This window comes from Rivihabitans pingtungensis (assembly GCF_003201855.1).
Taxonomy (GTDB): Bacteria; Pseudomonadota; Gammaproteobacteria; order Burkholderiales; family Aquaspirillaceae; genus Rivihabitans; species Rivihabitans pingtungensis.
On record NZ_QJKI01000004.1, the window covers coordinates 105,986 to 126,062 of the forward strand.

Annotated in this window: 15 protein-coding genes and 1 tRNA gene; 11 read left to right on the plus strand and 5 right to left on the minus strand. The window is 63.3% G+C overall.

The genetic code is table 11. The annotated features are described in order from the left end of the window. The first annotated feature begins 198 nt into the window (after nt 1-198). The gene (locus tag DFR34_RS04720; RefSeq protein ID WP_158281735.1) at nt 199-867 is read left to right on the plus strand and encodes a phosphoglycolate phosphatase; all 669 of its coding nucleotides are present in this window, start codon (nt 199-201) and stop codon (nt 865-867) included. A gap of 97 nt (nt 868-964) precedes the next feature. Then, nucleotides 965-1,153, plus strand: coding sequence for a YgaP family membrane protein (locus DFR34_RS04725; RefSeq protein ID WP_110390013.1), 189 nt, complete (start codon nt 965-967; stop codon nt 1,151-1,153). A gap of 89 nt (nt 1,154-1,242) precedes the next feature. On the opposite strand, the gene DFR34_RS04730 is transcribed toward DFR34_RS04725, so the two are convergent. Together DFR34_RS04730 and ccoG are read right to left on the minus strand one after the other, a co-directional pair. Continuing rightward, on the minus strand, nt 1,243-4,413 hold the full coding sequence (locus DFR34_RS04730) for a DEAD/DEAH box helicase (RefSeq protein ID WP_245906812.1): 3,171 nt from the start codon (nt 4,411-4,413) through the stop codon (nt 1,243-1,245). A gap of 190 nt (nt 4,414-4,603) precedes the next feature. Next, complete coding sequence (gene ccoG, locus DFR34_RS04735) at nt 4,604-5,974, minus strand: cytochrome c oxidase accessory protein CcoG (RefSeq protein WP_110390015.1); 1,371 nt, start codon at nt 5,972-5,974, stop codon at nt 4,604-4,606. 419 nt (nt 5,975-6,393) lie between these two features. Here ccoG and DFR34_RS04740 point away from each other — a divergent pair, with 419 nt between their 5' ends. The 5 genes from DFR34_RS04740 to clpB all read left to right on the plus strand — a co-directional run bounded on the left by DFR34_RS04740 (nt 6,394) and on the right by clpB (nt 12,651). Then, nucleotides 6,394-7,152 carry a hypothetical protein gene (locus DFR34_RS04740; protein WP_146215054.1) on the plus strand — a complete coding sequence of 253 codons (759 nt, stop codon included), beginning with the start codon at nt 6,394-6,396 and terminating at the stop codon, nt 7,150-7,152. A 99-nt stretch (nt 7,153-7,251) separates the two neighbouring features. Beyond that, nucleotides 7,252-7,327: transfer RNA gene (locus DFR34_RS04745), tRNA-Asn, on the plus strand. A gap of 159 nt (nt 7,328-7,486) precedes the next feature. Then, nucleotides 7,487-7,717, plus strand: a complete 231-nt coding sequence (locus tag DFR34_RS04750) for a hypothetical protein (RefSeq protein ID WP_110390017.1) — start codon at nt 7,487-7,489, stop codon at nt 7,715-7,717. Nucleotides 7,718-8,399: 682 nt separating this feature from the next. After that, complete coding sequence (locus DFR34_RS17720; protein WP_110390019.1) at nt 8,400-9,887, plus strand: calcium-binding protein; 1,488 nt, start codon at nt 8,400-8,402, stop codon at nt 9,885-9,887. A 187-nt stretch (nt 9,888-10,074) separates the two neighbouring features. Further along, nucleotides 10,075-12,651 carry an ATP-dependent chaperone ClpB gene (gene clpB / locus DFR34_RS04765; protein ID WP_110390020.1) on the plus strand — a complete coding sequence of 859 codons (2,577 nt, stop codon included), beginning with the start codon at nt 10,075-10,077 and terminating at the stop codon, nt 12,649-12,651. A 226-nt stretch (nt 12,652-12,877) separates the two neighbouring features. Here the strand turns inward: clpB and DFR34_RS04770 are convergent, their stop codons facing one another. Genes DFR34_RS04770 through fabI form a run of 3 tightly spaced genes read right to left on the minus strand, consistent with a single transcriptional unit; the run spans nt 12,878 to nt 15,775 of the window. After that, nucleotides 12,878-14,056, minus strand: a complete 1,179-nt coding sequence (locus tag DFR34_RS04770; RefSeq protein WP_170121689.1) for an acetate/propionate family kinase — start codon at nt 14,054-14,056, stop codon at nt 12,878-12,880. Next, nucleotides 14,056-14,988 carry a phosphate acetyltransferase gene (locus DFR34_RS04775; protein WP_245906813.1) on the minus strand — a complete coding sequence of 311 codons (933 nt, stop codon included), beginning with the start codon at nt 14,986-14,988 and terminating at the stop codon, nt 14,056-14,058. Before DFR34_RS04775 ends, DFR34_RS04770 begins: the two co-directional genes overlap by 1 nt. Nucleotides 14,989-14,998: 10 nt before the next feature. Further along, the gene (gene fabI / locus DFR34_RS04780) at nt 14,999-15,775 is read right to left on the minus strand and encodes an enoyl-ACP reductase FabI (RefSeq protein WP_110390023.1); all 777 of its coding nucleotides are present in this window, start codon (nt 15,773-15,775) and stop codon (nt 14,999-15,001) included. Between the two features lie 386 nt (nt 15,776-16,161). Between fabI and DFR34_RS04785 the strand changes: the two genes are divergently transcribed. The 4 genes from DFR34_RS04785 to DFR34_RS04800 all read left to right on the plus strand — a co-directional run bounded on the left by DFR34_RS04785 (nt 16,162) and on the right by DFR34_RS04800 (nt 20,013). Then, complete coding sequence (locus DFR34_RS04785) at nt 16,162-16,407, plus strand: FmdB family zinc ribbon protein (protein WP_110390024.1); 246 nt, start codon at nt 16,162-16,164, stop codon at nt 16,405-16,407. Next, entirely contained in the window at nt 16,404-17,048 is a 645-nt protein-coding gene (locus DFR34_RS04790) for a DUF502 domain-containing protein (protein WP_110390025.1), read from the plus strand. The genes DFR34_RS04785 and DFR34_RS04790 overlap by 4 nt, the downstream gene beginning before the upstream one ends. A 16-nt stretch (nt 17,049-17,064) precedes the next feature. Further along, complete coding sequence (gene aspS / locus DFR34_RS04795) at nt 17,065-18,870, plus strand: aspartate--tRNA ligase (protein WP_110390026.1); 1,806 nt, start codon at nt 17,065-17,067, stop codon at nt 18,868-18,870. Between the two features lie 294 nt (nt 18,871-19,164). Further along, on the plus strand, nt 19,165-20,013 hold the full coding sequence (locus DFR34_RS04800) for a hypothetical protein (RefSeq protein ID WP_110390027.1): 849 nt from the start codon (nt 19,165-19,167) through the stop codon (nt 20,011-20,013). The last annotated feature ends 64 nt before the right edge of the window (nt 20,014-20,077 follow it).

Sequence of the window (20,077 nt, forward strand, 5' to 3'; positions counted from 1 at the left end):
TAAATACTGGGTTTCTGTGCTGCGTACGTCGTACACAAAGCGGGGCATCTTAACATTGCCGGGCGGGAAATGGTCTGACCAAGCACCGTATTTTTACGGATTTATGATTTGCGTCAGATTTTCACCACATCCGCCACGCTTGTCTTGCCGGCAGGCCGCAGGCACCATGCTGTTTTGTTTGCCACCGGAATGTTTGCCATGTTCAGCACCCCGATTCGCGCCATCGCCTTTGACCTGGATGGCACCCTGGTTGACAGCCTGACCGACATCGCCGCCGCCGCCAACGCCGCCCGCGCCGAGCTGGGCCTGGCGCCGCTGGCCGATAGCCGGGTGCGCGGCTTTATCGGCGATGGCTCGGCCATGCTGATGGCGCGCACCGCCCAGGACGACCCACATGCCCAGGTGGATGATTCCCCGCTGCAAATCGCCGCCCGCGCCCACTTCAACCAGCATTACGCCCGCGTGGTGGCCGAGCACACCCGCCCCTATCCCGGCGCGGCGGAAGGCTTGCAGGCGCTGGCGGCGCTGGGCCTGCCGCTGGCCTGCGTGACCAATAAGCCGATTGCTTTTACCACCCCGCTGCTGGCAGCGCTGGATCTGGCGCAGTACTTTCAGTTGGTGCTAGGCGGCGACAGCCTGGCCGCCAAAAAACCCGACCCGCTGCCGCTGGCGCATGTCGCCCAGGCCCTGGCCGTCACCCCGGCACAGCTATTAATGGTGGGCGACTCAAAAAACGACGTGCTGGCCGCCCGCGCGCACGGCTCGCCGGTGCTGGCGGTGAGCTATGGCTATACCGCATCGGCCAGCGCACTGGGCGCAGATGCAGTGATTGACCGCATCGACCAGATGGTGGCGCTGTTGGGGTGAGCTGGGCGGGCATGCCTGCCGGACAGGGCTTTCCTTTCAGCACAATTTGTTATATGTTTATATAAATTGTTCAAGTTCAGCCCAAGGAGCCCTTACCATGACCTGCAATATCGGCAAAACCGAGCGCATTCTGCGCGTGATCGTCGGCCTGATCATCACCAGCCTGGCGTTTGTCGGCCCGCAAAGCCCGTGGGCGTATCTGGGCCTGGTGCCGGTGCTGACCGGCCTGCTGGGCTGGTGCCCGCCGTATGCGATGCTGGGCATCAATACCTGCAAGAAGAAGTAAGTCGCCGAAAGCTCATTCCAGACGGGACGTCATCTCGTCCCTCTGGCGAAAGCCCCACCCCCGTTGTCCGGGCGTGGGGCTTTGTCTGTTCAGGCGCTTGCTTCGCGCAGCAGGGCCAGCAGGGCATCGGTGTCCAGGCGGGCGCTGGCGTCGCCGCCGGCCAGCAGGGCGTCGGCCAGTTCGCGTTTGGCAGCGTGCAAGGCGAGGATGCGTTCTTCGATGGTGTGGGCGGCCACCAGCCGGTAGATGGTCACCGGGCGTTGCTGGCCCATGCGGTAGGCGCGGTCGCTGGCCTGGTCTTCTACTGCCGGGTTCCACCAGGGGTCCAGATGCAGCACATAGTCGGCGGCGGTCAGCGTCAGGCCCGAGCCGCCGGCTTTCAGGCTGATGAGAAACACCTCGCCCTGGCCGCCCTGAAACGCTTCGACTTTTTTCTGGCGCTGGCGCGCCGGGGTGGCGCCGTCCAGGTAGTGGTAGGCAATGCCTTGTTCGTCCAGCCAGCGGCGCGCCAGCGCCAGGTGATCGACAAACTGGCTGAACACCAGCGCCTTGTGGCCGTTGTCCAGCAGCTCGCGCATCAGCCGGGCAAAGGCGGCCAGCTTGCTGCCGGGCAGGGTGGCGTTGGGCAGGGCCAGGGTGGGGTGGCAGCACAGCCGGCGCAGGCGGGTGATGTGCGCCAGCACCTGCATGGCGCGCTCGTGCTCGGGCGCTTGCGCCACTTGTTCCAGCGCCTCCTGGCGCAGGGCTTCGTACAGCTCGCGCTCGCCGTCGGACAGTTCGACCCGATAGGTCAGCTCGGTGCGCGGCGGCAGTTCGGTCAGCACCTGGGTTTTGGTGCGGCGCAAAATAAAGGGTTGCAGCAGGCGGCGCAGCGCCAGGCGGGCTTGCTCGTCGCCTTCGGCAATTGGCGTGGCAAAGCGTTCGCCAAACTGCTCCAGGCTGCCCAGCAAACCCGGATTGAGAAAACGAAACAAGCTCCACAGCTCGCCCAGATGGTTTTCCACTGGGGTGCCGCTGGCGGCCAGCCGGAAATCGGCGCGCAGGGCAAACGCCGCTTGGGCGCGGCGGGTGTCCGGGTTTTTGATGGCCTGGGCTTCGTCCAGAATCACGCTGGCCCAATGCACCTGGGCAAAGCGTTCGGCGTCCAGCTGAAACAAGCCATAGCTGACCACCACCAGATCCCCCGGCGCCAGCGCGTCCAGCGCGCGTTGCTGGGCATACGGCCGCAGGCGCAGGCTGGGGGCAAAGCGGGCGGCTTCGGCCAGCCAGTTTTGCGCCACCGAGGTGGGGGCGACCACCAGTTGCGGGCCGTGTTCGGCGCGCAGCAGGCACAGCGCCAGGGTTTGCATGGTTTTGCCCAAGCCCATATCGTCGGCCAGACAAGCGCCCACACCCCAGTGCGCCAGCCGCGCCAGCCAATGAAAACCGGCCAGCTGATAATCGCGCAGCGTGGCGCGCAAGGCGCTGGGCACGGCGGGGCTGATCTGCTCCAGCGCTTGCCAGCGCGCGCGCTGCGCAGTCCAGCCGGCGTCGCCTTCACAAGCGGCGGCGCTGTCGGCCAGTTGCGCCAGCATCGGCGCGGCCAGCCGGCTGAGCTGGGTGGCGCCGTCGGCGTCCAGCCCGGCGCTGGCGCGGGCCAGCGCGGCCAATTGCTGACGCAGCGCGTCGTCCAGCGCCAGCCAGTCGGCTTCGCCCAAGCGCACATAGCGGCCGCTGTGCTGGCCGACCAGGGTTAACAGTTCGCGCAGTTGCAGCAGGCGGCCGTCGTCGTCCAGCGCCAGCTCGCCGTTGACGGCAAACCAGTCGCCGCGCTGGCGAATGCTCAGCCGCGCCTGGCCGGCGTGCGCCGGGCCGCGCAGGCGCAAACGCTGGCCTGCCGGCCACACGCAACGCAGCTGCGCCTCGCCCACCGCTTGCAGCTCAGCCAGCACGTCCAAGGCTTGATCAATGCTGACACACACCCGCTCGCCGATGATGGGGTCGTGCGGGCAGGCGGCCAGTGTCGGGCATTGGCGCAGCACGGCGGCGTGGGCGCGGCGTTCGGCGTCCAGGTCGCGACAGGTGTGCACCGCCTCGCCGTCCACCGCGCCCACCACCGTCACCATGCCCTGGCCGGGGCGGTAGTCGCGCCCGCCAGGTAGCGGGCGCACGCGCAGTTGCACGCGCAGGCTGTCGCCGTCGGCGCGCAGCAGCGCATACAGCGTGGCGTCGGCCGGCAGCGCCGGCAGTTGGCCGGCCAGGTCGGTGAGGTCGCTGTGAATCGGCAACAGCGGGGCCAGTTGGCTGATGGCGTCCAGCAGGGGCGCGCGCGCCGCGCGCGGCACCGCCAGGCCATGGCCGACCAGCGCCACCAGCCGCTTGAGCTCGCCATCCAGCCGGTACAATCGCCAGTGTTCGGGCTGGCTGTGGTCCAGCCACTGCGTGCGGGCGTCAGTCAGCTGTGGCGGCGAGACTTCCAGCCGCAGCATATCGCCCTGCTGGCGCAGCACCAGCGCCGGCTGCCCCAGGCTAAGCTCGATGCGCGCGTGCGGCAGCTCGGCGGCAAACAGCGCCGGGTGGCCCACCAACGCCGGCAGGGCGTCTTCGTCCAGGGTGTAGCTTTCGCCGCCGTAGTAATACACCTCGCTGACCTTGGCGCAGCGCAGCGCGGCGTGGTCTTGCGCGCTCAGCCAGTCGGGCAGCTCGCCCAGCAGGCGCTTCCAGCTCAGCGCGCGGCCGGAGGTCCAGCCCTGGGCGCTGTGTTTTTGTTCGCGCGCTTCCAGCGCCACGCCGCCATCGCTGGCTTCCAGCCGCCAGGCCAGCCGGCGCTCGACGCTGGGGGCGGCCGGCTGGGCGGCGTCGGCCTCGGCGTTCAGCCGCGCCAGCGCGGCGTGGGCGGCGCTCAGCCCCGGCAAAAAACTGCGGTCGCCGGCTTGCAGCCGGGCCAGCCAGTCTTGCCGGTGCGCCTGCGCCGGGCTGGGCGGCGCGTCGTACAGCCTTTCCATCAGCATGGCCAGCAGCGGCCATAACCAGGACTGCTCGGCGATGTCGCGCCACACCTCGCCCAGCCGCGCCTCGGCCAGCCGCCAGCCGCCGGGACGGGCGGTCAGCCAGCCTTGCTCAGTCAGCCGGCGCAAGATGGCTTGCGGGCGCGGCGGCAAGGGTGGGGCGTCGGCCGGCAGCAAGGGCGGCAGCACCATCAATAAAGCGCGGTCGGACAGGCCATCGGGCACACAGGCCAGCGCGTGCAGCACGGCGCGGGCGGCGGGGGGAAGGTTCATGGCGGGCAAGTACAAGGTGCAAACGGGGAAGGCCCGGATTATAGCCTGTGGCCCGACGTGGCGGCGCCCACCCGCTGGGCTGGGTGGGCGTGGCTGCGTGTGATTTGTCAGCGAGCCGAGCGGCTCACCACTCTCAGCGCAGCAAATCTGGTCAGGCGCACGACCGCGACAAGCATGGGGTGAGCGGCGCTTATTCGCCGATAAACACCGTGTCTTCTTGGCGCTGGAAGCTGGCATCGTCCCGACTGCGCACATTCAAGTGCAGTACCTGTGCACCATGCTGCACATTGTCCGGCGCGGCTTGCACTCGCGCCAGCAATTGCAGCTGGCCATGCGCCGGCAACAGCAATTGCGCCGGTTCGGTCAGCACCCGCGCGCCAGGCAGGCCTTCGGCGCTCAGCTGCAAGACATGCGGGCGGCTGTCGGCGTTGAACACCTTGATCTGGTAGGCGTTTTCCAGCAGGCCTTCCGGCGTTTCCCGCACCATCACTGCGCGGTCGCGCAGCACATTCACATGCAGCGGCGCACGCTGCCACAGGCCCACCGCCATGGCCAGCGCCGTGGCGGCAATCAGGCCCAGATAAATCAAGGGACGCGGACGCAGCCAGCTTACCCGCGCCGGCTGGCCGCTGGCCTCGGCGTGCGGGGTGGTCATCCGGATCAGCCCGCGCGGTGCGCGCAGCTTGTCCATCACTGTGTCGCAGGCGTCGATGCAGGCGCCACAGCCGATGCATTCGTATTGCAGGCCGTTGCGAATATCAATGCCGGTGGGGCACACCTGCACGCACACGCCGCAGTCCACGCAGTCGCCGCGCGGATTGGCGGTGTGCTGTTGGCGGCGCGCGCCGCGCGGCTCGCCGCGCTTGGCGTCGTAGCCCACCAATAAGGTGTGCGAATCAAACATCACACTCTGAAAACGCGCATACGGGCACATATGCAGGCACACCTGCTCGCGCAGCCGGCCGGCCAGCAGATAGGTAAAACCGGCGTAAGACAGCAGCCAGAACAGCGTCCAGCCGCCCATGCTGCCGTCCAGCACACTGGCCAACAGCTCGGGCGCCGGCACAAAATACGCCACCAGACCAAAGCCAATCACCAGGCTGACGGCAATCATCACCGCCTGGCTTGCCACGCGCCGCGCCAGATGCGCCGGTTTATACGGGTCGGCGCGCAATTTCAGCCGCGCCGGGCGGTCGCCCTCGATCCAGTGTTCGATCCACAGCATGATTTCGGTGTACACCGTTTGCGGGCAGCTATTGCCGCACCACAGCCGGCCGGCCAGCGCCGTCCACCAGAACAGCCCCAGCGCACAGATAATCAGCGCGCCAGCCAGATACACCAAATCTTGCGGCCAGAAACACCAGGCAAACAAAAAAATCCGCTGGCCTTCCAGATCCAGCCAGATGGCCTGGTGGCCATCCCAGCGCAGCCAGGGCGCGCCCAAAAAAATCAGCTGGGTGAGCAACACCATGGCCACCCGCCAGGTGTTGAAGCGCCCAGACGTGAGCTTGGGCACACAGGGGCCGCCCGTGGCAGGGCGGCGCAGGGTGGCAACAGTCATGTTATTCTCCGGCAACAATGAATGGCCGCAGGGTAACGCGCCCATTCTGTGCCCTGCCAGACACAGAAAAACCCGATTTTGCAGAGCACAGAAAACCCGTGTGCCCAGCACCTGATGAGCTATCTGCTTTTTGTTGATAAATCATCAGCTTGCATGACAATTACATTGCATGCATACTGATGGCTGTACACTCTGGGACGCGCGGGAACTTTTCTGAGCCTGGGCCCGCCGTACTCTGCAACACGGCGAATAAACGCCGCCCACAATACCCAGCGCAGCGCGCCTGGCTAGGCGCACGGCCGGTACACGCAATACGGCAAGATTGCGGCACAATCCCAGACAGGTTTTGTCAGCAGCGCCAAAACAGCGCACGGCATGCGCCAAGCCCAGTGTCCGAGGTCAGCAAGGAGTGCGTCATCATGTTCATCCCCCCGGTTTCTCCCCAGCTCCCGGTGTACCAGCCGAAAGCGCCGGATATGGTGCCGGACGTCACCGCCGTGGGCCGCACCTCGCCCGTACAGGCAGAAACGCTTGGCCGTTCGGTGCAGCAAGATGCCCAGCGCGCCAGCGAGCGTCGGCCACTGCGGCCGCGCAAGCCCAACGACTGGGACGCGGTGGATGTGTCTGAACGCGGCGAACTATTACTCTTGCTGGATGATGTGGCCGAAGAACTTCTGGCGGTGCGCAGCCGGCTGGCCAGCGATGAGGCGGTGTACACCGTGCTGCGCGCCGCCGATCAATTGCGCCAGGCTTATCAGCGCCTGGCCGCGCCGTATGGCCGGCATGACAACCCGGCCGATTTGCTGGGCGTGGCAGCCAGCTTGCAGGAAGGGCTGACGCATGTGCCGGCACAAGACGATGGCCTGCCAATGAGCAGCCTGGGCGTGCGGCTGGGGGCTGAAGGTGAGCTGCATGTGGATGCCGCCCGGCTGGCCTGGGCCTGCCAGCAGCGCCCGGACATGGCGCGCCGGCTGGATGCCGTGGTGGCCAATCTGCATGCCCAGGTGCTGGGCGCCCAACGCCGGCTGAACCACCCGGCTACCGGCCCGGGGCGCGGTCTGGATGCGCAATTACTGTCGGCGCATTATGCAGCCCAGAGTGCCCAGGTGATGGCCAGTGCCAGCCATCCACCGCGCCGCATGCCGCCGACCATACATGATGTTGTTGAAAAACCATGATTTTTTCAAAAAATTTACGAATAACGGCATTTTTTTCACATTAACTGTTGACAAGCATGGGGCGCATGCGTATGATGCGCTCCATCGATTCAATTCGATTCCTCGATAGCTCAGTCGGTAGAGCGACGGACTGTTAATCCGCAGGTCCCTGGTTCGAGCCCAGGTCGAGGAGCCAGATTCAAAAAAGCCCGATGTCTTCACGACATCGGGCTTTTTTTCGTTTTCATGACGGAACTTCTGCTGAAACAGCCAGTCATACACTCTACAACTTGCGCGTTTCAGGCCCAGCGGATAAGCCGCCGCCGCGCCAGGTTGCTGCAGACAGGAGGCCGTGATGCAACTGACTTCCCGCCAGATTTCCCCCCGCTTGCGCCGCATGCTGCGCCAATGCTGGCAACGCCTGAGCGAACGCGATCTTGACCAGATCGTCAATCGCAAAAGCCTGCTGGCTGCGCTGCGACGCCGCTATACCCGCCCCGTGGTGGAGATCGAACAAGAAATTGACCAATTTTTTCGCACGGTGTTTGCCGGAGGCGCCTTGCGCCCGGCTCTGACGCCATCCTGATGCACATGGGGCGGGTTGCCCCACCCGCCTTGTGGCTGTTTTCTCCGGGTTGTTCCCACATCCTGTTCGCGCCTGCCTTGTGCAGGCGTTTTTTTATGTGCTCATCCGCTTCGGGCCCACAGCAAACTGCGCTTTGATGGCCCCTGCGCTTGCGCGCATATCGGCATATTTCCCCCCGGCCAAAAACCTGGCTGGCTTGATGCAAGACACAGACTCTGTGCACAAGTTGTATTTGCGCAACATCTGTCAATGGCATGAATATCATGACAAATAACCGTAGATTTATTTAAAAACACTATGCTAAACATCATGTTATCCATATTCATTTATTTGATTTAGTGCCTTATTCCACCAATATATTAAATGATAATGTTTCAAAAAAAGCATGCGTTATAAGTATAAATACTTAGTTAACCTCACTCACATTCAGCGAATTTTGCATATTTCACCCGACTGCTATTTACTGTGACAGCCGCATGGAACACCCCACTCCGCTGCGGCAAGCATGCTGGCTTCTGGATTGCAGCACAGGCCAGTGCTTAGAGTCGCTCACAAAACCCAGCGAAGCGGTCCTGGCTAGGCGTGTGACCGCAGACAGTACGGGTAAGTACGGCAAGGTCACACAACAACGCCAGGAGGTTTTGTGAGCGGCTCTTACTCCTCACCTCAGAAGGAAGTTTCCATGACCATCACCGTCAGTTCGGCTGTCAGCTATACCCTGGCCGCCGCCGAAGATAATCTGATCCTGACCGGCGCCGCCAATATCAACGGCAATGGCAACGCCCTGGCCAACAAGATTGATGGCAATACCGGCGCCAATCTGATCAAAGGTCTGGGTCAAGCCGACATCCTGTCTGGCTTCGATGGCAACGACACCATTTATGCCGGCGATGTCGGCAGCGTCGACGCCCTGTATGTCGATACGCTGTATGGCGGCAATGGCGCCGATGTCCTGTATGCCGATGGCCAGGATTATTTGTATGGCGACGCTGACAATGACATCTTGCATGGCGAATTTGGCGGCAACAATCTCTTGCAGGGCGGCGTCGGCAACGATAGCTATTACGTCTCGGCCAATAACTCGATCATCAACGAGCTGCCTGGCGCTGGCATCGATACGGTATACAGCAGCGACACCATCGCACTGAACGGCACGCTTCCCGTGGCGGGCGCTACCCTGGTCAGCGGAGAGGTGGAGAACCTCACCTTGACAGGCACAGCCAATATCAATGGGATTGGCAACAATCTGGTGAACACCATCAAGGGCAATAGCGGCGCCAATGTCCTGTCCGGCGGTTTGGGCAATGACACCATTTATGGCTACGACGGCGACGACAAGCTGTATGCCGATGCTGCCGGCGTGGGCGTGACCGCCGATGCCGACTGGCTGTACGGCGGCAATGGCAACGATATTCTCTATGGCAATGGCAACGACAAACTGTTTGGCGATGCCGGCAACGACACCTTCATCGTGATTGGCGGCCAGAACATGGTGGTGGATTCTGGTGGCATTGACATCGTCAAGAGCGCCGTGTCGTTCAGCCTGACCTACACTGCAGATCCGGCCGCCTCGTGGGCCAGTGGCGGCATCGAAACCCTGGAGCTGACTGGCGCCGCCAATATTTATGGTTTTGGCGACATCAACAGCAATGTGATTTATGGCAACAACGCCAATAACCAGTTGGACGGCAAGGGTGGCAACGACACGCTGGACGGGCGTGCAGGCAACGATGTTCTGCAAATCGGTTCGGATAGCGGCGGCGTATCTGGCGCCACCACGCTGCTGGGCGGCGCCGACGCCGATTTGTTCTGGATTGGCAAAGGCTATTTGGGCGACCACAGCAGCGGCGCCAATCAGCTGACCCTGGGCGACTTTACTTCGGGCGTGGATCACATCCGCTTTGGCATTGACCTGACCGCTACGGCGCCTACCGCACTGGGCACGACGCCGGTATATGCTTTCGATACCTTGGCCATGGTGCTGGATCGGGCGGCAGGCGGTCTGGGCAGCCCGACCAACCCGACCATCAAAAAATTCGAGTTTGCCGGCGATACCTATCTGGTGCTGGACCAAAGCACGGCTATCGTGTTCTCCGCATCGGATCTGGCCATCAAGATCACCGGCACGCCAGGAGTGGTGTTGTCTGATCTGGTGTTCGATCTGGTGTAACGCATCCTGATGTAAATCATCACGGATGGTTGCGTTGCCGTCAGCGGCGACCTTGGCTTGCGTCTGGTCGCCGCCGCTGTTTTGGCATCATCAACAGCCCTATGCAATTTATGGTTTTTGGGGCTTGAAAAGTCCTCCCTGCCCCTCAACTACGGTCTTGACAAAACTTTCTCGAGGTGCACGAACCATGCGTCAAGACAAACTCACCACTAAATTCCAACAAGCTCTGGCCGATGCGCAAAGCCTGGCGCTGGCCAATGATCACGCCTATATCGAACCGCAGCACTTGCTGGCGGCCATGTTGGACGATGCCGATTCCGGCATTGGCAGCCTGTTGGCGCGCGCCGGCGTCAACGCCCCGCGCCTGCGTCAGCAATTGGCCGCTGCGATTGAGCGCCTGCCCAAAGTGCAAGGCGCTGGCGGCGAAGTCAATGTGTCGCGCGAGCTGATCAATCTGCTCAATCTCACCGACAAGGCCGCCATCAAGCGCGGCGACCAATTCATTGCCTGCGAGCTGTTCCTGGTGGCGCTCACCGAGGACAAGGGCGAAACCGGCCGTCTGTTCAAAGAAGCCGGCGCCACGCCGGCTGCGCTGAACGCCGCCATCGACGCCGTGCGCGGCGGCGAGCAAGTGGGCAGCCAGGACGCCGAAGGCAAGCGCGAGGCGCTGGCCAAATACACCCTCGACCTCACCGCCCGCGCCCGTGAAGGCAAGCTCGATCCGGTGATTGGCCGCGACGATGAAATCCGCCGCGCCATCCAGGTGCTGCAACGCCGCACCAAGAACAACCCGGTGCTGATTGGCGAACCAGGGGTGGGCAAGACGGCGATTGTCGAAGGCCTGGCCCAGCGCATTGTCAATGGCGAAGTGCCAGAAAGCCTCAAGCACAAAAAGCTGCTGGTGCTGGACTTGGCCGCGCTGCTGGCCGGCGCCAAGTTCCGTGGCGAATTTGAAGAACGGCTGAAGTCGGTCCTCAATGAGCTGGCCAAAGATGAAGGCAACACCATCGTCTTTATCGATGAAATCCACACCCTGGTCGGCGCCGGCAAGGCCGAAGGCGCCATGGACGCCGGCAATATGCTCAAGCCGGCGCTGGCGCGCGGCGAGCTGCACTGTCTGGGCGCCACCACGCTGGACGAATACCGCAAATACATCGAAAAAGACGCCGCGCTGGAGCGCCGCTTCCAGAAGGTGCTGGTGGACGAGCCGAGCGTGGAAAACACCATTGCCATTCTGCGCGGCCTGCGGGAGAAATACGAAATCCACCACGGCGTGGACATCACCGACCCGGCGATTGTCGCCGCCGCCGAGCTGAGCCACCGTTACATCACCGACCGCTTTTTGCCGGACAAGGCCATCGACCTGATCGACGAAGCCGCCAGCCGCATCAAGATGGAAATCGACTCCAAGCCGGAATCCATGGACAAGCTGGAGCGGCGCATGATTCAGCTCAAGATCGAACGCGAAGCAGTGCGTCGGGAAAAAGACGAAGCCTCGCAAAAGCGCCTGAGCCTGATCGAAGACGAAATCCGCCGGCTGGAGCGTGAATATTCTGACCTGGAAGAAATCTGGAAAGCAGAAAAAGCCGCCGTGCAGGGCTCGCAGTCGATCAAAGAACAGCTCGACCGCCTGCGCATCGACATGGAAGACGCCACCCGCCGTGGTGACTGGCAAAAAGTCTCCGAGCTGCAATACGGCAAGCTGCCGCAGCTGGAAGCACAACTGAAGGCCGCTGAAGCTGGCGAAAACCCGCAAAGCAGCAAAACCAAGCTGCTGCGCACCCAGGTGGGCGCCGAGGAAATCGCCGAAGTGGTCAGCCGCGCCACCGGTATTCCGGTATCCAAGATGCTGTCTGGCGAGCGGGAAAAACTGCTGAAAATGGAAGACGTGCTGCACCAGCGCGTGGTGGGCCAGGACGAGGCCGTGCGCGTGGTGGCCGACGCCATCCGCCGCTCGCGCTCCGGCCTGTCTGACCCGAACAAGCCGTATGGTTCTTTCCTGTTCCTCGGCCCGACCGGGGTGGGCAAGACCGAGCTGTGCAAGACCTTGGCCGGCTTCCTGTTCGACAGCGAAGAACACCTGATCCGCATTGATATGTCGGAATACATGGAGAAACACTCGGTCGCCCGCCTGATTGGCGCGCCGCCGGGCTATGTCGGCTATGAAGAAGGCGGTTATCTGACCGAACAGGTGCGCCGCAAGCCGTATAGCGTGATTCTGCTCGACGAAGTGGAAAAAGCCCACCCGGACGTGTTCAACATCCTGCTGCAAGTGCTGGACGACGGCCGGCTGACCGACGGCCAGGGTCGCACGGTGGATTTCCGCAACACCGTGGTGGTGATGACCTCGAATATGGGCAGCCAGCTGATCCAGAGCATGGCCACCGACGATTACGAGCTGGTCAAGCTGGCGGTGATGGGCGAAGTGCGCACCCACTTCCGCCCGGAATTCATCAACCGCATTGATGAAACCGTGGTGTTCCACGCACTGGACAGCCAGCACATTGCCTCGATTGCCCGCATCCAGCTCAAGCACCTGCAAGCGCGGCTGGCGGCGATGGACTTGCAGCTGGACATCAGCGAAGCGGCGCTGGCCTTGATCTGCGAGGCCGGGTTTGATCCGGTGTATGGCGCGCGGCCGCTGAAGCGGGCGATTCAGAGTGAAATCGAAAACCCGCTGGCCAAGGCCATCCTGGCTGGCCGTTATCCGCCCAAGACTGTGATTCACGTCGGGGAGGCCAATCAGCGGCTGGTGTTTGCCTGACCGACAGCGGCCACAGACGCAAAAACGCCACGGGAGGGGCCCTTCCGTGGCGTTTTTGCGTACAGCACACCCCAAACAACCCGGTTTGGGATGGCTTGGCGGTCGCTCTTAAGAGTCGCTCACAAAACCCAGCGAAGCGGCCCTGGCTAGGCGTGTGACCGCAGACAGTACAAGCACAGTACGACAAGGTCACACAACAACGCCAGGGGGGTTTTGTGAGCGGCGCTTAACCCTCGGCCAGCAGCGCAGCGGCCTCACGCGCCATCTGCCCTTCTTCGTCGGTGGCGATCACCCAGGCCGACAGGCGGCTGCCGTCGCGGGTGATGCGCGCGGCGTTGGCGGCGTTGGCCTCGGGGTCGAGGTCAAAACCCAGCCAGGCCAGGCGGGCGAGGATTTTCTCCCGCACTGGCGCGCTGCGCTGGCCGGTGCCGGCGGTGAACACCAGCGCGTCCAGGCCGCCGGCCTGCACCGCCAGCGCGCCGATTTCACGCGCGGCGCGGTAGCAATACAGCTCCACAGCCAGCGCGGCGGCCGGTTCGCTGGAGGCCAGCAGCTCGCGCATATCGGCAGAAATGCCCGACACGCCCAACAGCCCGCTGGCCTTGTACAACTCGCGGCGCACGGCGGCGATGTCCATACCGGCGTTTTCCATCCACCACAACACCACTTCCGGGTCGAGATTGCCGGGGCGGGTGCCCATCATCAGGCCTTCCACCGCGCTCATGCCGGTGCTGTTGGCCACGCTCTGCCGACGATGCAGGATGCACGCTGACGAGCCGCTGCCCAGATGCAGCACCGCCACCCGCCCCTCGGCCAGCTCGGGGCCGACTACGCCAGGCAGGCGGTGGGCAATCGCCGCATAAGACAGCCCATGAAAGCTGTAGCGGCGCACGCCAGCGTCGTGCCAGCGCTGGGCGATGGCAAAGCGTGCGCCCAGCGGGTCTTGCGTGGTGTGAAACGCGGTGTCAAAGCAGGCGATCTGGGTGATGTCCGGGTCGGCCTGGCTGACGGCGGCAATCGCCGCCAGCCCCACCGGCTGGTGCAGCGGCGCCAGCGGGGTGAGGGTTTCCAGCTTGGCGATCACGTCGGCGTCGATGCGCACGGCGCGCTGGAAGAACGGCCCGCCATGCACAATGCGGTGAGTGACCGCCGCCAGCGTGTAACCATGCTGGCGGGCAAAGGCAAACACCGCAGCCAGCGCGTCCGGGTGGCTGGCCGGCTGGATCTGGCGATCTTCCGCCACGCTGTTGTCGCTGATCCGCTCGATCAGCAGCCGGGCGCTGTCGCGCCCGACGCCGTCCACCAGGCCGCGATAGCGCGGGGTGGCCTCGCCATTGTCGGCCAGGGCGAAAAATTCAAACTTGAACGTCGCCGAGCCGGGGTTGAGGATCAACAACACGCGCATCAATCGTCTCCGGCGTTCAACAGCTTGTGGCCGACCACATTGGCCACCGCCGCCGAGGCCAGGCGGCCTTGGGCGTCTTCGGCGCGGCTGGTCAGCACGATGGGCACGCGCGCGCCCATGACGATGCCGGCCGAGGCTGCCGCCGCCAGGTAGGACAACTGCTTGGCCAGCATATTGCCCGATTCCAGATCCGGCACCACCAGGATGTCCGGGTCGCCAGCCACCGCCGAAACGATGTGCTTGGTGTGGGCGGCTTCGGCCGAGATGGCGTTGTCAAAGGCCAGCGGGCCATCCAGAATCGCGCCAGTGATCTGGCCACGATCCGCCATCTTGCACAGCGCGGCGGCGTCCAGGGTGGACTGGATGGTCGGGGTGACGGTTTCCACTGCCGACAGCAGCGCCACCTTGGGCCGGGCGATGCCCAGCGCGTGGGTCAGGTCGATGGCGTTCTGGGTGATGTCCACCTTGGCCATCAGATCCGGCTGGATATTGATGGCGGCGTCGGTGATGAACAGATAACGCGGGTAGCTGTCCACGCGCATGATGAATACATGCGACAGGCGACGGCCGGTGCGCAGGCCGCCGTCTTTTTTCAGCACCTCGGTCATGAATTCGTCGGTGTGCAGGCTGCCCTTCATCAGCGCGTGGGCTTCGCCATTTTTCACCAGCGCCACGGCAGTTTCGGCCGCAGCGTGGCTGTGCGGCACGTCAATCACCCGAAAGCGCGACAGGTCCACGTCAAATTCGGCAGCCACCTTGGCGATCTTGGCCTGCGGGCCGACCAGAATCGGGGTGATGATGCCGTGCTGGGCGGCCTCGACGGCGCCCATCAGCGATTCCTGGCTGCACGGGTGCGCCACCGCCATCGGCAGCGGGCCAAACTGTTCGGCTTCTTCCAGAATGTCGGCAAAAGCGTGTTCGTCGCGGGTCATGGTGACCTCCTTACGCCATGTTGTGGAAGCCGCCATCGACATAGATGGTGTCGCCGGTCAGCGCGCGGGCGCCGCCAGACACCAGGAAGGCGGTGGTCATGCCCACGTCTTCGATGTCCACCAGGCGGTGTTCCGGGGTGCGGGCGATGGCTTCTTCGATCAGCTTGTCAAAGTGGGCGATGCCAGAGGCGGCGCGGGTTTTCAGCGGGCCGGGGGACACGGCGTGCACGCGGATTTTCTTGCTGCCCAGCTCGGCGGCCAGATAGCGCACGGTGGATTCCAGCGCGGCCTTCACCGGGCCCATCACATTGTAGTTTTCCACCACTTTGTCAGCGCCGTAGTAAGTCATGGTCACCAGCGCGCCGCCGTCTTTCATCAGCGGTTCGGCCAGGCGGGCCATTTCGATCAGCGAGTAGCACGACACGCGCATGGCTTGCAGGAAGCCATCCTTGGAACAATCGGTCACGCGGCCATGCAGGTCTTCCATCGGGCAGAAGGCGATCGAGTGGATGACAAAATCCAGCTTGCCCCATTTTTCTTCGATGGCCTTGAAAGTGGCTTCCAGTTCGCCCGGGTTTTCCACGTTCATTTGCAGGATCAGCGGGCTTTCCAGCTCTTCGGCCAGCGGGCGGACAAAACGGTCGGCTTTTTCGTTCAGGTAGGTAACGGCAAACTCGGCGCCGAGGTCACGCAGCACGCGGGCGCAGCCGTAGGCAATCGAATTGTCGTTGGCGATGCCCACGATCAGGCCTTTTTTGCCTTGCAGCATGGTCTTGAGGTTTTCCATGGTCGAGCTCCGTATCGTTGTTGCGCCCATCTGCTTAAGCTGGGCATGAGGTTGAGTCATCCTGCGCCGCCGCCCGGATTGGGCAGGCCAGGAAGTTGGGATGGCCGCCTGTTTAGCAGAATCAAGCGGCCGATTGCATCATGTTGCTCCGCAACATAACCTGAATGCAAGTGGGGCTTTTCTTTTTTATCCCACACTGGGATGACAAGAGCGTGAAAGCCTGCGCCGTCACGGTGCATGCCGCGCAATGTTTTGGTTTGGCGTGGCGGTGCGATATACTTTTGTGTTTGTTCGTGGGCCGGCGCTTGCCTGCCTTGCGACTGCCGGACTGTAACAAAAGTTCGGCGTTTCATGTCATTGACTTGCGTTTGCGGAGACTTTACCCGATGCCAATCTACGAATACCGTTGCGAAGACTGTGGTCAGGTCAAGGAGCATTTGCAAAAACTGTCGGATGCGCCGATTGCCGAATGCCCGGCCTGCGGCGGCAGCCACTACACCAAGCTCTTGTCTGCTGGCGGTTTTCAGCTCAAGGGCAGCGGCTGGTACGCCACTGACTTCAAGCACAGCCAGAAAAAACCCGAGCTGCCGCCGTGTGCGGCCAGCGGCTGCGGCGGCGGTTGCGCGGCATGACCCAGGGCAAACTCACCCTCAAGGCCTGCCTGCTGACCGGCGTGCTGATCTGGCTGCCGTTTGCCGTCACGCTGTGGGTGCTGGACATGGTGATTTCCACCATGGACAGCATGATCAACTGGCTGCCGATGGCCTTGCAGCCCACCCACTGGTTTGGCATGCACATTCCCGGCAGCGGGCTGGTGCTGGCGCTGCTGATTGTGCTGATGACCGGCTTTCTGGCCGCCAATATGCTGGGCCAGAAAGTGGTGGGCCTGTGGGAAGCCATGCTGGGCCGCATCCCGGTGGTGAAAACCATCTACAACAGCGTCAAGCAGGTCAGCGACACTTTGCTGTCCGGCAGCGGGCAGGCGTTTTCCAAGGCTTTGCTGGTGCAGTTTCCGCATCAGGACGCCTGGACCATCGCCTTTCTCACCGGCAAACCCGGCCCCGGCGTGGCCGAGCACCTCAATGGCGACTACGTCAGCGTCTACGTGCCCACCACCCCCAACCCGACCTCCGGCTACATGATGCTGGTGGCGCGCTCGGCGGTGCGCGAGCTGGACATGAGCGTGGACGACGCGCTGAAGTACATTATTTCGATGGGCGTGGTGGCCCCTGCCGCCAAGCCCGTCCCACCTTCTACTCCTACCTCTCGTTGAAAGTTGAACACAGAGCATGCGAACCGACTACTGCGGACTGATTGACAAAAAATTCCTTGGCCAGACGGTCACCGTCAAGGGCTGGGCGCACCGTCGCCGCGACCACGGCGGCGTGATCTTCATCGACCTGCGCGACCGCGAAGGCCTGGTGCAAGTGGTGATCGACCCGGACACCCCGGAAGCCTTCCAGACCGCCGACGCTTCGCGCAATGAATATGTGCTGGCCATCACCGGCATCGTGCGCGAACGCCCGGCCGGCACCGCCAACGCCAACCTGATTTCTGGCGAAATCGAAATTCTCGCCAAACAAATCGAAGTGCTCAACACCGCCGCCACCCCGCCGTTCCAGATCGACGACGAAAACCTCTCGGAAAACGTCCGCCTGACCAACCGGGTGATCGACCTGCGCCGCCCGGTGATGCAAAAAAACCTGCGCCTGCGCTACCGCGTGGCCATGGGCGTGCGCAACCACTTGGACAAACAGGGCTTCATCGACATCGAAACCCCGATGCTGACCCGCTCCACCCCGGAAGGCGCCCGCGACTACCTGGTGCCCTCGCGCGTGCATCCGGGCGAATTCTTTGCCCTGCCGCAATCGCCGCAACTGTTCAAGCAGCTGCTGATGGTGGCCGGCTTTGACCGCTACTACCAAATCACCAAATGCTTCCGCGACGAAGACCTGCGCGCCGACCGTCAGCCGGAATTCACCCAGATTGATATCGAAACCTCGTTCCTGAACGAGGACGAAATCATGGACATCACCGAGACCATGGCGCAGGAAATCTTCCGCGACGTGCTCAGTGTCGAGCTGGGCAAGTTCCCGCGCATGACCTACAACGACGCCATGTTCTACTACGGCTCGGACAAGCCCGATCTGCGCGTGTCGCTCAAGTTCACCGAACTGACCGACCTGATGAAGACCGAAGAATTCAAGGTGTTCCGTGGCGCGGCCGACATGCCCAATGGCCGCGTGGTCGCCCTGCGCGTGCCCGGCGGCGCCAGCCTGTCGCGCAAGGAAATCGACGACTACACCCAGTTTGTCAGCATCTACGGCGCCAAGGGTCTGGCGTACATCAAGGTCAACGACAACAGCAAGATCACCAACGACGAAACCAGCGGCCTGCAATCGCCCATCGTCAAGTTCCTGTCGGTGAACGCGCTGAGCGAAATCATCGCCCGCACCGGCGCCGAAAACGGCGACCTGATCTTCTTTGGCGCCGACAAGGCCAAGGTGGTCAACGAAGCCATCGGCGCGCTGCGCATCAAGATCGGCCACGAACGCGGCGAAGCCGGCGGCTATTTTGTGCGCGAATGGCGTCCGCTGTGGGTGGTGGACTTCCCGATGTTTGAATACGACGAAGACGACGACCGCTGGACCGCCTGCCACCATCCGTTCACCAGCCCGAAACCGGGCCATGAAGACCTGATGGACACCGATCCGGGCCAGTGCCTCGCCCGCGCCTACGATATGGTGCTGAACGGCTGGGAAATCGGCGGCGGCTCGGTGCGTATCCACCGCGCCGACGTGCAGGAAAAAGTGTTCGCCGCGCTGAAAATCAGCCCGGAAGAGCAACAAAACAAGTTTGGCTTCCTGCTGGACAACCTGAAGTTTGGCGCCCCGCCGCACGGTGGCCTGGCCTTTGGCCTGGATCGCCTGGTGACGCTGATGTGCGGCGCGGAATCCATCCGCGACGTCATCGCCTTCCCGAAAACCCAGCGCGCCCAGTGCCTGCTGACCAACGCGCCGAACGCGGTGGACGAAAAGCAACTGCGCGAACTGAACCTGCGCCTGCGCCAGAAAGCGGAAACCCCGGCGGCCTAAGCCGCTGAGGCACGCGCCGCCCAGCCTGAGCAAGCACAGGCTGGGTGCGCGCCGCAGGAGACAAACACACGCCCGCCCGGTTGGCAGCAACCGGGCGGGCGTGTGTGTTTGCGCGAGCCGTCAGCGCGGCGGACAAAGCCCCGCGCAGCGGCTGTGGCTGGGCGCGCGGCCGCCGACAGCCCCGCCCGGCCTTCACAGCACCAGAATTATCACGTCTTGACAGACACCACCGCGCATCCTGCCGGTGTGGCGCAGCGCATGCTGTTGTGCTGCCCTTCTTTTGGAGAGCCTGTCATGTCGATTTCGTGTGCCTCATCCCCTCTTGCTTCCCTGCGCCGCCTGCTGGCTGCGCTGGTGATCAGCGCCAGCGCCTTGTCCGCCACGGCATGGGCCGCTGGCAAAACCTCTGGCGACATCAGCCTGCCGATTGCCGCGCGCCCGGCTGCGCCGGCCAGCATCACCTGGTCGGGCAGCTTGCTGACCCAAGCCGAAGCGGCGCTGAACGCGAAAAAAATCCCGCCCAACAACGTCGCCCCCACCGTGCAAACCTGGATTGGCCCGAATTTTTCTTTGCATCACACCCTGCCGCAAACCTCGATGCAGGCGCTGTACCAAATCACCCAGACTTCCATCAGCGACATCAGCAACGACAGCGACAAACAAGCCATCGTCAGCGCGCTGAGCACCCTGCAAGCGGCCGGCGCGGGCACGGGGCTGACCCTGGGCCGCGTGGTGTGGGCGCCGGTCAATCTGTTTGAAGGGCTGGTTGGCTACTATCGCAGCGATGACCCGCACGACGCCGCAGAGCCGAACAAACCCAAATCCATGGACAACGCCCGCTGGACTGCGCTGCAAAACGTCAACGCCGCCCTGTTGGCGGTGGGCCAGCTCAGCAGCGATGGCACGCGCTTTGTGCTGAACGCGAAAAAACTCAACGCCCAGGGCGGCCTGCACACCCTGAGCACCCGGCTGACCGAACTGGCCGCACAAGCTACTGCTGCGCCGCTGCCGTTTACCGCCAGCGACTGGGTGGACAATGGCGGCAAGGCGGTGCAGCTGAGCGATTTGGTGGTGTACAACAACAACGCCATCGTCGCGGCGCTCAACCCGGCCAAGAAGAGCGCGTATCAGCTGAGACGCTGACATGCGCGCGCAAACCGTCCAGTGGGCGGGTAGCGCGGCGCTGGGCCAAGCAAAAACCCCCGTG

Coding starts and splice junctions, on each gene's coding strand:
- DFR34_RS04720 (WP_158281735.1), top strand. CDS start 199: ATGTTCAGCACCCCGATTCGCGCCATCGCCTTTGACCTGGATGGCACC.
- DFR34_RS04725 (WP_110390013.1), top strand. CDS start 965: ATGACCTGCAATATCGGCAAAACCGAGCGCATTCTGCGCGTGATCGTC.
- DFR34_RS04730 (WP_245906812.1), bottom strand. CDS start 4,413: ATGAACCTTCCCCCCGCCGCCCGCGCCGTGCTGCACGCGCTGGCCTGT.
- ccoG (WP_110390015.1), bottom strand. CDS start 5,974: ATGACTGTTGCCACCCTGCGCCGCCCTGCCACGGGCGGCCCCTGTGTG.
- DFR34_RS04740 (WP_146215054.1), top strand. CDS start 6,394: ATGTTCATCCCCCCGGTTTCTCCCCAGCTCCCGGTGTACCAGCCGAAA.
- DFR34_RS04750 (WP_110390017.1), top strand. CDS start 7,487: ATGCAACTGACTTCCCGCCAGATTTCCCCCCGCTTGCGCCGCATGCTG.
- DFR34_RS17720 (WP_110390019.1), top strand. CDS start 8,400: ATGACCATCACCGTCAGTTCGGCTGTCAGCTATACCCTGGCCGCCGCC.
- clpB (WP_110390020.1), top strand. CDS start 10,075: ATGCGTCAAGACAAACTCACCACTAAATTCCAACAAGCTCTGGCCGAT.
- DFR34_RS04770 (WP_170121689.1), bottom strand. CDS start 14,056: ATGCGCGTGTTGTTGATCCTCAACCCCGGCTCGGCGACGTTCAAGTTT.
- DFR34_RS04775 (WP_245906813.1), bottom strand. CDS start 14,988: ATGACCCGCGACGAACACGCTTTTGCCGACATTCTGGAAGAAGCCGAA.
- fabI (WP_110390023.1), bottom strand. CDS start 15,775: ATGGAAAACCTCAAGACCATGCTGCAAGGCAAAAAAGGCCTGATCGTG.
- DFR34_RS04785 (WP_110390024.1), top strand. CDS start 16,162: ATGCCAATCTACGAATACCGTTGCGAAGACTGTGGTCAGGTCAAGGAG.
- DFR34_RS04790 (WP_110390025.1), top strand. CDS start 16,404: ATGACCCAGGGCAAACTCACCCTCAAGGCCTGCCTGCTGACCGGCGTG.
- aspS (WP_110390026.1), top strand. CDS start 17,065: ATGCGAACCGACTACTGCGGACTGATTGACAAAAAATTCCTTGGCCAG.
- DFR34_RS04800 (WP_110390027.1), top strand. CDS start 19,165: ATGTCGATTTCGTGTGCCTCATCCCCTCTTGCTTCCCTGCGCCGCCTG.